9 protein-coding genes are annotated in these 14325 nt (G+C 62.0%); 5 read left to right on the top strand and 4 right to left on the bottom strand.

Translation table 11 applies throughout. The features are described 5' to 3' along the window. Position 1 precedes the first annotated feature (1 nt). On the bottom strand, positions 2-388 hold the full coding sequence (locus FFS30_RS20220) for a hypothetical protein (protein WP_137915018.1): 387 nt from the start codon (positions 386-388) through the stop codon (positions 2-4). 493 nt (positions 389-881) lie between these two features. Here FFS30_RS20220 and FFS30_RS20215 point away from each other — a divergent pair, with 493 nt between their 5' ends. Next, on the top strand, positions 882-2270 hold the full coding sequence (locus FFS30_RS20215) for a porin (RefSeq protein WP_249352565.1): 1389 nt from the start codon (positions 882-884) through the stop codon (positions 2268-2270). A gap of 21 nt (positions 2271-2291) precedes the next feature. Here the strand turns inward: FFS30_RS20215 and FFS30_RS20210 are convergent, their stop codons facing one another. The 3 genes from FFS30_RS20210 to FFS30_RS20200 all read right to left on the bottom strand — a co-directional run bounded on the left by FFS30_RS20210 (position 2292) and on the right by FFS30_RS20200 (position 8350). Continuing rightward, positions 2292-3773: an efflux transporter outer membrane subunit gene (locus FFS30_RS20210; RefSeq protein ID WP_137915017.1), complete on the bottom strand. Its 1482-nt coding sequence runs from the start codon at positions 3771-3773 to the stop codon at positions 2292-2294. Beyond that, entirely contained in the window at positions 3770-4996 is a 1227-nt protein-coding gene (locus FFS30_RS20205; RefSeq protein ID WP_137915016.1) for an efflux RND transporter periplasmic adaptor subunit, read from the bottom strand. The genes FFS30_RS20210 and FFS30_RS20205 overlap by 4 nt, the downstream gene beginning before the upstream one ends. 114 nt (positions 4997-5110) lie before the next feature. Further along, positions 5111-8350, bottom strand: coding sequence for an efflux RND transporter permease subunit (locus FFS30_RS20200; RefSeq protein WP_137915015.1), 3240 nt, complete (start codon positions 8348-8350; stop codon positions 5111-5113). Positions 8351-8606: 256 nt separating this feature from the next. On the opposite strand from FFS30_RS20200, the gene FFS30_RS20195 reads away from it, so the two are divergent. From FFS30_RS20195 to FFS30_RS20180, 4 genes are all read left to right on the top strand, one after another. Then, entirely contained in the window at positions 8607-9311 is a 705-nt protein-coding gene (locus FFS30_RS20195; protein WP_137915014.1) for a response regulator transcription factor, read from the top strand. Next, positions 9301-10674, top strand: coding sequence for a HAMP domain-containing sensor histidine kinase (locus FFS30_RS20190; protein WP_137915013.1), 1374 nt, complete (start codon positions 9301-9303; stop codon positions 10672-10674). Before FFS30_RS20195 ends, FFS30_RS20190 begins: the two co-directional genes overlap by 11 nt. A 256-nt stretch (positions 10675-10930) precedes the next feature. Continuing rightward, positions 10931-12349 (top strand): porin, encoded by a 1419-nt coding sequence (locus FFS30_RS20185; RefSeq protein ID WP_249352564.1) that lies wholly within the window; start codon positions 10931-10933, stop codon positions 12347-12349. 703 nt (positions 12350-13052) lie between these two features. Further along, positions 13053-14069 (top strand): hypothetical protein, encoded by a 1017-nt coding sequence (locus FFS30_RS20180; RefSeq protein ID WP_137915011.1) that lies wholly within the window; start codon positions 13053-13055, stop codon positions 14067-14069. Positions 14070-14325: the final 256 nt, after the last annotated feature.

Raw genomic sequence — 14325 nt, 5'->3', positions numbered from 1 at the left:
CTCAGTGGCCGCTGCAGGAGCCTTCCTTGCCCTTTTTGTCAGCGGAGCAGGAACCTTCTTTGCCCTTCTTGTCCGCGCTGCAAGAACCTTCCTTGCCCTTCTTGTCGGCAGAGCAGGAGCCTTCCTTGCCCTTCGCCTTGTCGGCGTGCGCTTCGGCGACGCACTTGTCCTGCGCGGCCTTGTCCGGCATCTCCGTGCACTTCTTGCCCTTGGTGGCGCCGCACTTGCCTTCGCCGCACTTGCCTTCGGTGCCGGCGAGGGCGTAGCCCGCGACCAGGCTGTTCATCTGGAAGGTCGGATTCGCCTGGGCGATCTGGACGAGCGCGAGCGAGCCGACGAGGCCCGTGCCGATGGCGAGGGTCAGCGGTTTGATCAGTTTGTTGGTCATGGTGTGCTCCGTTGCGTGGGTGAAAGTTTTTACGGCGACTGCATTGGCGCCTTGGTTCGGCGCTTCGACCGGTGCATATCGTTGTGAGGGAAAAGTCATAAGGCATGCGTAAAAAAACCGCATCGCGGTGCCTTGGCTCTTCCTTTCCCTACGTTATGACCCGGCTGTGGCGCAGGCAAGACAAATCGATGTTGCGCTGCGTTCAACGATAAGACGGCCTTCGCGCGAATTTCCTTACAGGCATGATGCCGATTCGCGCAGAAATTTTTCGTTCGTGAGAAACGCCGCGCCGGATAGGAATCTTTTTCTGCACCGCAGCATGCCTTCGTTGGTGTCGAGAAATCCGATGTGTTTCCTTGACTATATCGCATGGATATCGTCCACTCGGCGCGGGGAGAGTCAGCAACGAATGCCGCCGCAGATCGCATGCTAATGCGGTTCGCGCGCACGGCTTTTGCATTGTTTGCGCGAAGACGATTCCTGGAGCCGCCAGATGGTCACCTACGCCCGCAGCGCCGGATTTGCCCGAACCATTCGCACGCCGGCTTCCCGATTGATTCTTGCGCGACGGCGCATCGCCGCCGGACTGGCCTTGCTTGTGTGCGCTTGGGCCGGCGTGGCGCATGCGGACGACAGCCTGACCTGGAACGGAATCACGCTCTACGGCGCGTTCGACATCGGCGTCGCCTATCAGTCGCACGGTGCGCCGCTGAGTCAGGACTGGTTCGTCGGCGTGCAATACCTGATTGCGAAGAACAGCAACAAGTCGATCACGTCGGTCGCGCCGAACGGGCTGAGCCAATCCAAGCTTGGACTGCGCGGCAATGAAGCGCTGACCGACGATCTGTCGTTCGTGTTCGACGTGGAGATGGGCTTCGATCCGCAGTCCGGGCGCCTCGCCGACGCGCTTGCGTCGCTCGCGCACAACAACGGCAAGGCATTGGCGGACCAGACTTCCGCAGGCGACAGCTCGCGTGCCGGCCAGATTTTCAACGGGCCGGCCGTGGCCGGCTTGAGTTCGCCCACCTGGGGCACGCTGACCGTCGGCCGCAACAACACGCTGTTGCTCGACAATATTCTCAAGTACGACCCGATGGGCGGCTCGTACGCGTTTTCGGTGATCGGCCTGTCGGGCGTCGTCGCCGGCATGGGCGCGACGCAGGACGCGCGCCTCGACGGTTCGCTGAAGTATTTCTACAAGCAGGACGGTTTCCGTGCCGGCGTTCTCTATCAGCCCGGCAAGACCGACAGCAGTCCGGGCAAGGCCTGGCAAGGCGATATCGGTTTCGACTATGCGGGACTCTCGGTCGACGGCATTTACGGGCACAAGGATGATGCGATCAGTGCCGCTTCGCTGAGTCCGGCGCAGGCCACTACCGCACCGCAGGATTCGCTCGCAGCGACGATTTCCGACAACACGTCGTACACGTTGGCCGGGAGTTACCTCATTGGCGCAATCAAGGCGTTCCTCGGCTACGAGCACATCCGCTACGAGAATCCGTCGAATCCGCTCGCGGCGGGATTCACCGGTCTCGGCGGCTACTTTTTCAGCTTCAGCAACAACGCCGCGTTTCCGCGGCCCAAGGTGCTGCAGGCTTCATGGGGCGGGCTGAAGTATCGGATCACGAACGACTTCGACATCACCGGCGCGTTCTATCACTACGACCAGAACAGCTACGGGGTGAAGTCCTGTTCGGACACGAGCGTGCCGACATGCAGCGGCACCTACGATGCTTATTCGGCGGTGGCGGACTATCGTTTGAGCAAGCGCTTCGATGTGTACGGAGGCGCGATGTATTCCAAGGCGGCGGGTGGGCAGGCGTCAGGCTATCTGCACCATTCCAATCTCAGCCCGATGGTCGGCATGCGCTTTCGTTTCTGAGCGCCGCGGCCCGAGCGGCGTTCATTCGGCCTTTGTCGCTGTGCCGGCGTGGGCCAGTTCCGCGCTCAGGTCTTTCGGCATCTCAGCGTCCGACCAGCCGCCGCCGATCGCACGGATCAGGCCGACGCTGGCGCGCAACTGGCGGTCATGGAGGACGAGCAGGGTGCGCTGCGCCTGCAATGCCGCGGTCTGCGAGGCGACCACATCGAGATAATTCACTGCGCCGTTTTCGTAGCGGTCCATCGCCAGATGCAGAGTGTTCTGCGCCGAGGCGACTGCGGCGTTTTCCTGCTTCGCTTCTTCGTCGAGAAGATGCAGCAGGGCGAGATTGTCCTCGACCTCGCGGAACGCGGTCAGCGTGGTGCTGCGGTAGCGGTCGGCCGCTTCGTTGAACACGGCATGCGCCTGCGCGTCGATGGCGTGGCGCTTGCCGGCGTCGAACAGGGCGAACGAGAAGCGCGGGCCGATCGACCAGAAGCCGTTCGACGCGGTCAGCCAGTCCGCATGCCCGGTATTCTCGAAGCCGCCGCTCGCGGTCAGGCTGATGGACGGAAAGAACGCGGCGCGGGCGACGCCGATCAGCGCGTTCGCCGCGGCGGCGCGGCGTTCGGCCGCGGCGACGTCGGGGCGGCGTTCGAGCAGGGTCGACGGCAGCGCGACCGGAATTGCCGGCAAAGGCAGATCGACCACTTGCGCCGGCAAGGAGAATTTCGACGCAGACACGCCGACCAGACTTGCGATCGCATGTTCGTAGAGCGCGCGCTGCGCACGCACGTCGGTGATCTGTGCGTGCGACGCGTCGAGCTGGGTCTGCGCGCGCGCAACGTCGAGGCCCGAGGCGATGCCGCCCTCGAAGCGGCTCTGGGTCAGCTTGAGCGCATCCTCGTAGGCATGCGCGGTATCGACGAGAAGTTTCTCCTGCGCATCGAGTCCGCGCAGTGCGATGTAGTCGTCGGCGAGTTGCGCGTGCAACGACAGGCGTACCGAGGCGAGATCGGCCGCCGCGGCTTGCGTCGTTGCTTTGCCCGCGGCGACCGTGTTGCGCACGCGGCCCCAGAGATCGAGCTCGTAACTCAGGGCGGCGCCAACGATATTGTCGCCGTAGTACTCCGGCTGCGAAGCCGAGCGCAGCGCGCGGTGATCGGACTGGCGGTTGCGCGTGGCGAGGCCGGCGGCATTGATTTCGGGAAACTCGCCGCTGCGTGTCTGCGCGAGATAAGCGCGCGCCTGGTCGTAGCGGTCGGCGGCGACGGCGAGATCGGCATTCGCGCCGTCGATCTTCGCTTCGAGTTCGGCGAGCGTCGGGTCGCGATAATCGCGCCACCAGTCGCCGCGCTCGAGTTGGTCGGACGGCGCCGCGTTCTTCCACGGGCCGATTTCTTTGTAGGTGTCGGCCACGTCGGTCGTGGGCTTTTCGTAGTTCGGCGCGAACGAACAGCCGGCGAAGGCCGCCGTCGCTGCGGCGAGCGCGAGCGTGCGCAGCAGGGGTTTGAGCGCGTTCATTCGTGCGTTCCCGCCTGGGCTTGCGCATTGGCCGGCTGCGCCGCGGCAGCAGCGAGTTTCGCATCGCCTTGCGCGGCCTGCTGCGGCCGCACCTTGTCGCCCTGGGCGAGCCAGTCGGGCGGGCTGTCGATCACGCGATCGCTGGCCGCGAGGCCGTCGACGATTTCGACCTTGGTGCCGTAGTCGCGACCGATCTGGATGCTCTTCATCACCACTTTGCCGTCGCCGCCCATCGTCGCCACGCGCAGGCCGTTCTGGCGGAAGATCAGCGCGGTGACCGGCAGCTGCAGCGACCCCGCTGCGGCCGGCAGATCGAAATGCACGTCGGCGTAAGAGCCGGCGATCAGCTTGCCGTCGGCGTTGTCCGCTTCGAGCTGGACGAGCAGGGTGCGTGAGGATTCATTGATCGCGTTCGCCGTGCTGACCACGGCGGCGGGGTAGGTCTTGCCGGGCCGTTCCGGCAGTTGCAGCGCGGCCTGCATGCCGATCGCAATCCGCTCCGCATAGGCCTGCGGCACGTCGACGTAGACGCGCAGCTTGTGCGTATCGGCGACGCGGAACAGTTCGGGACCGCTGCCGCTGCCGGCATTGATCAGCGCGCCGATGTCGGTCTTGCGTGCGGTCACGGTGCCGTCGAACGGTGCGACCACACGCTTGAACCCGGCCAGCGCCTGCAGCCGATCGACGTTGGCGTGTTGCGCGCTGACTTCCGCCTTGCGCGCCTCGAAATCGCTGGATTTTTCGTCGGCCTCCTGCTTCGACACCGAGGTCGCCGCGAGCATTTTCTGCCAGCGCAGGTTGGTCGTTTCGGCCAATTTGAGCTTGGCGACCGAAGTGGCGAGGTCTGCGCGCGCCTGCTGCAACTGCTGATCGAGTTCGGGCGTCTCGATATCGGCCAGCACGTCGCCGGCCTTCACCTTGCCGCCGATGTCGACGTACCACTTCTTCAGATAGCCGGGCACGCGCGCGTAGATCGGCGCGTCGTAGTACGCCTGCACATTGCTCGGCAGCACGAGCTGCTGTTTCGACTCGCCGGCCGCCGGGGCGATCAGGGTCACGGTCGGCACCGAGTCGGTATCGACCTTCTGCTTGAGCGCGTGTTCGCGGTGAGTGCGCGCACCGATGCCGGTGATCGCGAGAGCAAGCGCGACGACCAGGGCGACGATGCCGACGAGTCTCAGGCGGCGCGGCGAGGGAGTGGCGGCGGAACGGTTGGCGGACATATCTCTTCTCTCATGAAGGCGCGTCGGTATCGATCGGACCGGCCGCGCCCGGTTTCAGCTTGGTTTGTTCGCAGACAGTGCAGTCGTTCTTGGCGAAGGGCCCGTCTCTGTCGATCAGGCCCCGGCAGGCTGGGCATCAAGCGGTGCGCCATCTGTTTCTGCGTGCCGGTCGCGCGCATGCAGGATGGCGAACACCGCCGGCACGAAGAACAGTGTTGCGCAGGTGGCGAAGATCAGGCCGCCGATCACCGCGCGGCCGAGCGGCGCGTTCTGCTCGCCGCCTTCGCCCATGGCGAAGGCCATCGGCAGCATGCCGATCAGCATCGCGAGCGCGGTCATCAACACCGGGCGGAAGCGGATGTAGCCGGCGTCGATCGCCGCGGTCAACGCGTCGGCACCCTGCGCCATGCGCTCGCGCGCGAAGCTGACCACGAGCACGCTGTTCGCAGTGGCGACGCCCATGCACATGATTGCGCCGGTCAGCGCGGGCACGGACAGCGTGGTGCCGGTCAGGAACAGCACCCAGACAATGCCGGCGATCGCGGCGGGCAGGGCGGTGACGATGACGAACGGATCGAGCCACGACTGGAAATTGACCACGATCAGCAGATAGATCAGCACGATCGCGCCGGCGAGGCCGAACAACAGGCTCGAATAGGATTCCTCCATCGTCTGCACCTGACCGCGCAGGGCGACGGTCGAGCCGGGCGGCACGTCTTTCTCCGTGTCGCGCAGGATCGCATCGATCTCGCGCGATACCGCGCCGAGGTCGCGGCCCTGCACGGCGCCGAAAATGTCGAGGGTCGGCTGTACGTCGTAATGCGAGACCACGCCGTCGCCCTGGCCGCGCGTGACGCTGGCGACGCCGGCGAGAATCTGGCGCTGCTTGCTGCCGGGGCCGGTGATAGGAATGTTCTCCAGATTGCTCAGCGAGTCGAGCTTGTACTGCGGCGTCTGCACCACGATCGGATAGGAAACGTGGTTCTTCGGATTGACCCAGAAGGTCGGTGCGACCTGGCCCGAACCCGACAGCGACACGAGCATGTCGTTGGCCACGTCGCGCTCGCTGAAGCCCATCTGCTGCGCGCGCGCGCGATCGACGCTGACGTGCAGCTCGGGCTGGTCGAAGGCCTGCTGCAGATGCAGGTCGACGAGGCCGGGCACGCGCTTCATCCGGTGCAGCAGTTCTTCGGCGTAGGCGCGGTTCTCCTCGCGCTTGAAGCCGACCACCTGCACGTCGATCGGCGCGGGCAGGCCGAAGTTGAGGATCTGGCTGACGATGTCGGCCGGCAGGAACGAGAACGTCGCGCTGGGGAATTCGCGCGGCAGCGCTTCGCGCAGCGCGGCGATGTATTCATCGCTCGGCCCGTGCTCTTCGTTGAGCGAGATGAGAATGTCGGCGTCGGCTGGGCCGATCGGCGCGGAATTCGAATAAGTGATGTTGATGCCGCTGACCGGCAGGCCGATGTTGTCGACCACGCTCTTCAGTTCGTCGGCCGGAATGATACGGCGGATCGTCTTCTCGACCTGGCTGGCGAGACGCGCGGTTTCCTCGATGCGCGTACCGGTCTGCGCGCGCATATGCAGCTTGATCTGGCCGGCATCGACGCTCGGGAAGAAATTTTCGCCGAGCCACGGAATCAGCAGCAGGGACGCGAACACGATGCCGAGAAAGCCGACCGCGAATTTCTTCGGCGCAGCGAGCGCGAGTGCGAGCAGGCCGCGGTAGTGCTCGCGCACGCTCTCGAATGCGCGCTCGAAGCGGCGCTGGAAGCGCGCGAGCAGATTGCCGTAGCCACCCGCCATGTGTTCGGTCGGGTCTTCGCGCATCGCGTCCTCGATTGGATGCGCAGTCGGCGCGTGTGGATCGACGTGCGGCTTGAGCAGATACTTCGACAGGGTCAGCGCCAGGGTGAACGACAGGATGTAGGACGCGATCATCGCGAACACGACCGCCTCGGCCATCGGCACGAACAGGTACTTGGCGACGCCGTTGAGGAAGAACATCGGCACGAAGACGATGCAGATCGCCAAGGTGGAGACGAGAGTCGGGATGGCGATCTGGCCTGCGCCGGCGACGATCGCCACCGGCACTTCCTTGCCCTGTTCGAGATGCCAGTTGATGCTCTCGATCGTCACCGTCGCGTTGTCGACGAGGATGCCGACCGCGAGCGCGAGGCCGCCGAGGGTCATCACATTGATCGTTTCGCCGATCGCCGACAGCGCGGCGACCGAGCAGAGGATCGACAGTGGGATCGATACCGCGATGATCAGCGAGGAGCGCCAACTGCCGAGGAAGAGCAGGATCATCAGGCTCGCGAGTGCCGCCGCCATCACGCCTTCGCGGATCACGCCCGATACCGCGGCCTTGACGAAGATCGACTGGTCGAGCAGCTTGCCGATCTCAAGGCCTTTCGGCGCGCCGGCCTGGATCGTCGGCAGCAGCGATTTGACGTGGGCGACGATGTCGAGCGTCGAGGCTTTGCCGTTCTTCTGGATCGTGGTCAGCACCGAACGTTGGCCGTTGACGAGCACGAGGTTCTGCTGCGGCGAGTAGCCGTCGCGCACGTGGGCGACGTCGCTGAGCTTGATCACGCTGCCGCCGATCGCCTTGATCGGCAGCTCGTTGAGTTCGTCGAGTTCTTTCGGGCTGTTGTTGAGGGTGACGTTGTATTCGAACGTGCCGATCTTCTGTGTGCCGGACGGCAGGATCAGGTTCTGCGCGAGGATCGCCGTGGTCACGTCGGACGGCGAGAGTCCTTTCGAGCGCAGCGCGTTCGGATCGAGATCGACCACGACCTGACGGTTCTTGCCGCCGTAGGGCGAAGGAATCGCCGCGCCTTCGACCTGGGCGAGCTGCGGGCGGATAAAGTTGTTGGACAGGTCGAAGAGCTGCTGGTCGGTCAGCGTCTTGCTGGTCAGCGCGAGCTGCAGCACGGGCACGCTCGACGCGCTGTACGAGAGAATCTGCGGCGGCGTGATGCCGGGCGGCAGGCGCTTGAGAACGACCTGGGCGATTGCGGTCACCTGGGCCATCGCCGCGTTGACGTTGACGTCGGGCTGGAAGAACACCTTGACCACGCCGACGCCGGGCAGGGACTGCGACTCGATATGCTCGATGTCGTTGACCGTCGTCGTCATCTGCCGCTCGAAGTAGGTGACGATGCGGTCGGAGACGTCGTCCGGGGCGAGGCCGTTGTAGGTCCACACCACGCTGATCACAGGCAGATTGATGCTCGGGAAAATGTCGATCGGCGTGCGCAGGATCGCGAGCGGGCCGATGATGAGGATCAAGATGCCCAGCACGATGAACGTGTACGGGCGGGACAGGGCGATGCGGATCAGCGAATTCATGGGCTTCGGTTGCGGCCGTGGTGCCGTTACGGATGCGGCATGCTAGGTCAATGTTCCGGGGCCCGGTGTTTAAAGTTTTTTAATATCGGGCGCAGCGATTAAAGGTTCTTAATATCGACAACTTCCGGTTGTGATCGCTGCGGCTTCGTGGCTCACTGTAGGGGCGCGCGCCGATGCGATCCGACCGGCACGCCCGGTTCGGATGGGCAAAGGCCGGGTTCGACGCAGCCCGTACGGTTCCTTTGGGCACGACACAATGACTGCCACCACCACCACCGTGCAGGGCAGAATCCTCGTCATCGAGGACGACGACAGCACGGCCAACGAAATCGTCGCCGAACTGGCCGCGCACGCCTTCGAGGTCGACCGCGCCGATAACGGCAGCGAGGGCCTGGAGCTCGCGCTGCGTGGCGACTACGACGTGATCACGCTCGACCGCATGCTGCCCGACATCGACGGGCTCAATGTGGTCGGTGCCCTGCGCGCGCAGCGCATCCACACGCCGGTGCTGATGATCAGCGCTTTGTCCGACGTGGACGAACGCGTGCGCGGACTGCGCGCGGGCGGCGACGATTATCTGACCAAGCCGTTCGCTTCCGATGAAATGGCCGCGCGCGTCGAGGTCCTGCTGCGCCGGCAGACGCAGTCGGTGGAGTCGACGCAACTGCGCGTGCAGGGCGTGACGCTCGACCGCGTCGCGCACAATGCGTTCTACGGCGATCTCGATCTCGGCCTCAAGCCGACCGAGTATCAGTTGCTCGAATTCCTCATGCGCAACTCCGGGCAGACGCTGACGCGCACGATGATCTTCGAGGCGGTGTGGGGCTATCACTTCGATCCGGGCACGAATCTGATCGAGGTGCATATCGCCGGCCTGCGCAAGAAGCTCGAACAAGCCGGCTGTCCCGCGCTGATTCACACGGTGCGCGGCTCCGGGTATCAGTTCGGCGATGCTCGCTGAACTCTGGCGCATTACCAGTTTCCGCCTGACCGTACTGTACGGCGGCCTGTTCGCCCTCGCCGTGGTCGGCCTGCTTGGGTTGATCTATTGGCAGACCGCGCGCTACCAGAACCAGCAGGTTGACCAGATCCTGCGCAGCCAGGCGCACGTGTTCTCGACGGCGACGCCGGGCCAACTGGATCAGAACATCGCTTACGAAATCGCTCGCGACGTGCGCCATATCAGCTACTTCGGCGTGTATGCGCCCGACGGCCGCGCGCTGGTCGGCAACCTGGCGCGCGTGCCGCGCGGATTGACGGTGAACGGCAAACCGCAGGCGCTGCAGACCGAGGGCAGTGCCGACCTGTTCCCGCAGGCGCTCGAAGTCCGTGCGCTCGGGCAGAAACTGGACAACGGCAACGTGCTCGTCGTCGCGCGCGACGTCGCCCTGCTTGAACAGATCCGCCAATCGCTGCTGCGCGGCTGCTTTCTGATCGCCGGGGTGATTCTGTTGCTCGGCGTGCTCGGCGGTGTGTTCTACAGCCTGCCGGCCGTGCGCCATATCCGCGAGATCGACCGCGCGGCAAAGCGCATTGCCGACGGCGATTACAGTCAGCGCCTGCCGCTAGGGCGGCGCAACCGCGAACTCGACGCGCTCGCCCAGATCGTCAATGCGATGCTCGACGAAACCGAACGTCTGATGGGCGAGGTGAAGACCGCGAGCGACAATATCGCCCACGATCTACGCACGCCGCTCACGCGTCTGCGCGCGTCGATCTACCGCACTGTGCAGTCTCTCGAAGACGCGTCGCCGCATCACGTGGCGCTCAATCACGCGCTGACTCAGACCGACCTGCTGCTGACGCGCTTCCGCGCCTTGTCGCGCATCTCCGAGATCGAGAGCAAGCGCCGCCGCGCCGGCGTGTCGCCGACGCCGCTCGAGCCGATACTGCGCAAGCTGGTCGGGCTCTACGAGCCGCTCGCGGCGCAGGGCGACGTGCGCCTCTTGCTCGACATCGAAGCGACTCCGACCGCGGCCTGCGATGGCGAATTGTTGTTCGAGGCGGTCGGCAACCTCATCGACAATGCGATCAAGTTCACGCCGCCCGGCGGCACGATCGGCGTGTCGCTGTGCAGCGTCGAGCAGGGCGCGGTGATCGCGGTGAGCGATTCGGGGCCGGGCATCGCGCCCGATCAGCGCAAGTCGGTGCTGCAGCGTTTCTATCGTGCCGATGAGGCGCGCAACGTGCCCGGCAGCGGGCTCGGGCTGAGTCTCGTCGATGCCATCGCGCGTCTGCACGATTTCGGCTTCGTCATCGACGAATCGGCCGAGGGCGGCACGCGCGCGCGGCTGCTTTGCTGGCGGAAACATATTCCCGGCTGACTCCCGGCGCCGGCCGCTGGAGTAAAAACCATTTGGGATCAATGGGATGCCATTGGTACCTTGGTCCAATTGGACTCGGGCGGGGAGGCTGGAACCATTGCCGCCGTCAAATAACTGTCACATTGAATTTTTAACATGTGCGCCGACGAGCAGGGACTCTGCGTGTTCTGGCGCACGCGCGGCCATACAGACTTCAGCCTTTCCCACATAACTACCCCGAGGAATTCCCATGAAGCACATTCATACGCGAGCGTTTGTGTCTGCAAAGAAAACGCTGCTTTGCGCCGCCGTACTCGCCGCTATCGGCGCGTCGACTTCCGCGCTGGCTGCGGACGACATCAATCTCACCTGGAACGGCATCACGCTGTACGGCACCGTCGACGTCGGCGTGGCCTATCAGAACCACGGTACCGACTACAGCCACGACATGTACGTCGGCATGGAATACCTGGTTTCGAAGAACAGCAATAAATCTGTCACGTCGGTCACCAACAACGCGATGAGCCAGTCCAAGGTCGGCCTCAAGGGCACCGAGCCGATCGCCGAAGGCCTCAACTTCGTGTTCAACGTCGAAATGGGCTTCAACCCGGCTTCGGGCAGCATCTCCGACGCGGTGAAGTCGCTCACGTACAACAACGGCCGTGCACTTAGCGACCAGAAAACAGCTGCCGACGGCGCTCGCGCCGGGCAGATCTTCAATGGTCAGGGCTGGGCCGGTCTGAGCAGCGCGCAGTTCGGTACGCTGACCCTTGGCCGCCACGTCACCCTGCTCACCGACACGATCAACAAGTACGACCCGCAGGGCGGTGCCTACGCGTTCTCGGTCATCGGTTACTCGGGTGCGACCGCCGGCGGCGGCAACACCGAGAACACGCGCGCCGACGACTCGATCAAGTACATGTACAAGTACGAGAACTTCCACGTTGGCGGCTTGTGGCAGTTCGGCAAGAACAGCGGCAGCCCGGGCGATGGCGGTCAGGTCAACGTCGGTGCGGATTTCGGCGGCTTGTCGATCGACGGCGTGTATGCGTTCAAGAACCAGTCGATCGCAGCGGCGTCGCTGAGCGCCGCTCAGCTCATCACTCCGGGCGTGTCGCATGACTCGCTCGCCGCGACGATCTCGGACAACGAGTCGTGGACCTTGGCGGCTTCGTACAAGGTCAATGACGCCCTCAAGCTCTCCGGCGGCTACGAGCGCATCACCTACTCGAATCCGTCGAACCCGCTTGCGGCCAACTTCGAGACGATTGGCGGTTACCACATCGCCTTCGTCAACAACAACGCCTATCCGCGCGATAAGGTGCTGCAGGTTTCGTGGGTCGGCGGCAAGTACAACTTCAACAAGGAACTGAGCCTCGGCGTCGGCTACTACCATTACGACCAGAATGACTACCACACGACCGTCAGCTCGGGTCAAGTCGTGCGCGCTCCGTGCTCGGACGCCAGCGCGGGTTCGTGCAGCGGCAGCCTCGACGCGTTCTCGGCGGTTCTCGATTACCGCTTCAACAAGTACTTCGACGTGTACGGCGGTGCGATGTACTCGAAGGTGTCGGACGGTCTCGCCAACGGCTACCAGCTGGCGATTGGCCCCGGCCCCACGGCCGGCAGCACGGTTCAGACCAAGACCAGCGCTTCGGTGATCAGCACGGCGGTAGGTATTCGCTTTCAGTTCTAAGCGGCGTAAGAAATTTTCCTTTCGTTGGAAAAGCGTTTAATTACATAATTGAGTATCGAGTAAGCCCCCCCCCGGCTCTGCCGGGGGAATTCATTGAGGCTGAGTTAGTTAGTGCTATGTCGGTGTGACTCTGAAATCATCAATCGAGATGACGAAGAGCGATGATGGAAGAGTATTGAGATCTATCATCAATTGAAGTCGAACAATCACTGTAGTGACTGACGCACCGATAGGCCGCGCACGCAGTACAGCCATGTTGCATGTGCTTGCAACTGTCCGCATTGCGGCATGAAGCGATTTGCGAAGCTGTATAGAACGCCCGAGGCTGGACGCGCGTTCCCCAAATCGAGCAAAGCTCCTTTCATATCAGATCACTTGACGGATCGCGCAAGATGCGCGGTCGCGCGTCGCGCGATTGCCCAACTGTATGCCGTGAGGTGTGCTGAGCACTTTTCTCTTCGTTGTGGCGCTGTACAGATGTCACAACTTTCCTGCCGGCGCCGAAATGTGGCTCAGGCTCGAATCGACTTCCATCTGGTTCCTGCCACACAATCGTTGCATGCCGTAGCCGTAATCCGAAGCCTTCGCTCTTAAGCAGGATCGTTCACCTGTCATATAAACCTGTTAGAAGATGTGCGAATCAATAACACTTGATTCGTTGCTTGTTCATTCTCGCAGAGATTTGTCAAATCTAGGAGATTTTATGAAAGCAATAGTGGCATTTGTTATATATTTATTGCTGGTAGCTGCCGCGAATGCTCAAATAGCGCCGCCGACGCCTCCGATTGCACGCGGAGGTAGTAATTTCAATTGGTATAAAACTGATTGCACACAGTATCCGCCGGGAGGGCAGGAGCCGTTTGGCGTAATTGTGAATTACAATACGCAAACAATCGCGATTCGTCAGGCGCTGCAAAATATGCGAAATGCCGGGCAGGACAAGATTCGCATAATGCTGTTTTTTGGCCACGGTCTAAGTAGTGGAACAGTAATGGATTCTGCGGGTGGTTCCCTAAGTTCTCAGAATATGAGTAATTTGGTGAATCTGATCGATGACATACACTCGTTCGGGTTTTCCGTGCTGCACATTTCTTTTGGTGCCTTGGGGTCGAATGATCCGACAAATTGGGGTGGATTTAATCAGGCCATGGCGGACGAAAACTGGGGTGTAATAAGCTCGGTTCATCAAGCTATAGGCGGAACGCGTGGATTTGACAAAATATACTATGACCTCGGTAATGAGCTGATGACTGGCAGTCAGAGCAATGCGAGATATCAGTATATGAAGTATATATGGCCGAAATATCGTTCTATATACGGCACGGCAGATAGCGTAGGATTCAGCTTTGCATCTGGGGAGATTGCTGGCGGTATTGACAACATTGGGGCGGTCTTTGGTCATACGACGCCGCCGGCGGCAATTGAAATTCATATTTATCCGTACGCAGGAAATAGCGCGCAGCTTCTCGTTGCGAATGCTGCAACTGGGTTGCTTCGCTTCCCTTTGCCTTGGTATATTGGGGAGGCTAATTTCAATGACGAAGCCGAAGCTGATGCAATATCGCAGGAGATAAATGGAATGTTTTATGATTATACATGGAATGGCAATGGTTATAATCCTCCTCTGTATCTTATGCAATGGCCTCATTTATCTAATAATTCCAGTTGTACCGTCTCCGACGTTTCTCCGTTTAATATTTATGAAAAATATGGATTCTAAAATAATTTAATAAAAATTATTGTGAAATTTAAGTGCTGGCGATGGCTGGCATCTGTCTTCAGTTTTAAGCATCGACGAACATCAGCCCTGTTGTTTGACAATCGAATCGCCGCCCGAGCGGCGTGTGTTCCCAGAAGGCCGGAGCAATCCGGCCTTCTTTTTTTTTGCCCGGTCAAGGCCGGCCTGCTTGTTTGCATATGTCGCGGCGCCGCATAAGCAAATGCGCGCACGGAACTTGGTCGCCGCGATTGTGACG

It is taken from the genome of Rudaea sp. 3F27F6, from assembly GCF_005503555.1.
GTDB lineage: Bacteria > Pseudomonadota > Gammaproteobacteria > Xanthomonadales > Rhodanobacteraceae > Rudaea.
This window is presented reverse-complemented; position numbering and strand designations above follow the sequence as displayed.

Bases quoted from the DNA above. Each gene is read 5' to 3' on its own strand.
- FFS30_RS20190 (WP_137915013.1), top strand. From the start codon at position 9,301: ATGCTCGCTGAACTCTGGCGCATTACCAGTTTCCGCCTGACCGTACTG.
- FFS30_RS20205 (WP_137915016.1), bottom strand. From the start codon at position 4,996: ATGTCCGCCAACCGTTCCGCCGCCACTCCCTCGCCGCGCCGCCTGAGA.
- FFS30_RS20200 (WP_137915015.1), bottom strand. From the start codon at position 8,350: ATGAATTCGCTGATCCGCATCGCCCTGTCCCGCCCGTACACGTTCATC.
- FFS30_RS20215 (WP_249352565.1), top strand. From the start codon at position 882: ATGGTCACCTACGCCCGCAGCGCCGGATTTGCCCGAACCATTCGCACG.
- FFS30_RS20210 (WP_137915017.1), bottom strand. From the start codon at position 3,773: ATGAACGCGCTCAAACCCCTGCTGCGCACGCTCGCGCTCGCCGCAGCG.
- FFS30_RS20195 (WP_137915014.1), top strand. From the start codon at position 8,607: ATGACTGCCACCACCACCACCGTGCAGGGCAGAATCCTCGTCATCGAG.
- FFS30_RS20180 (WP_137915011.1), top strand. From the start codon at position 13,053: ATGAAAGCAATAGTGGCATTTGTTATATATTTATTGCTGGTAGCTGCC.
- FFS30_RS20220 (WP_137915018.1), bottom strand. From the start codon at position 388: ATGACCAACAAACTGATCAAACCGCTGACCCTCGCCATCGGCACGGGC.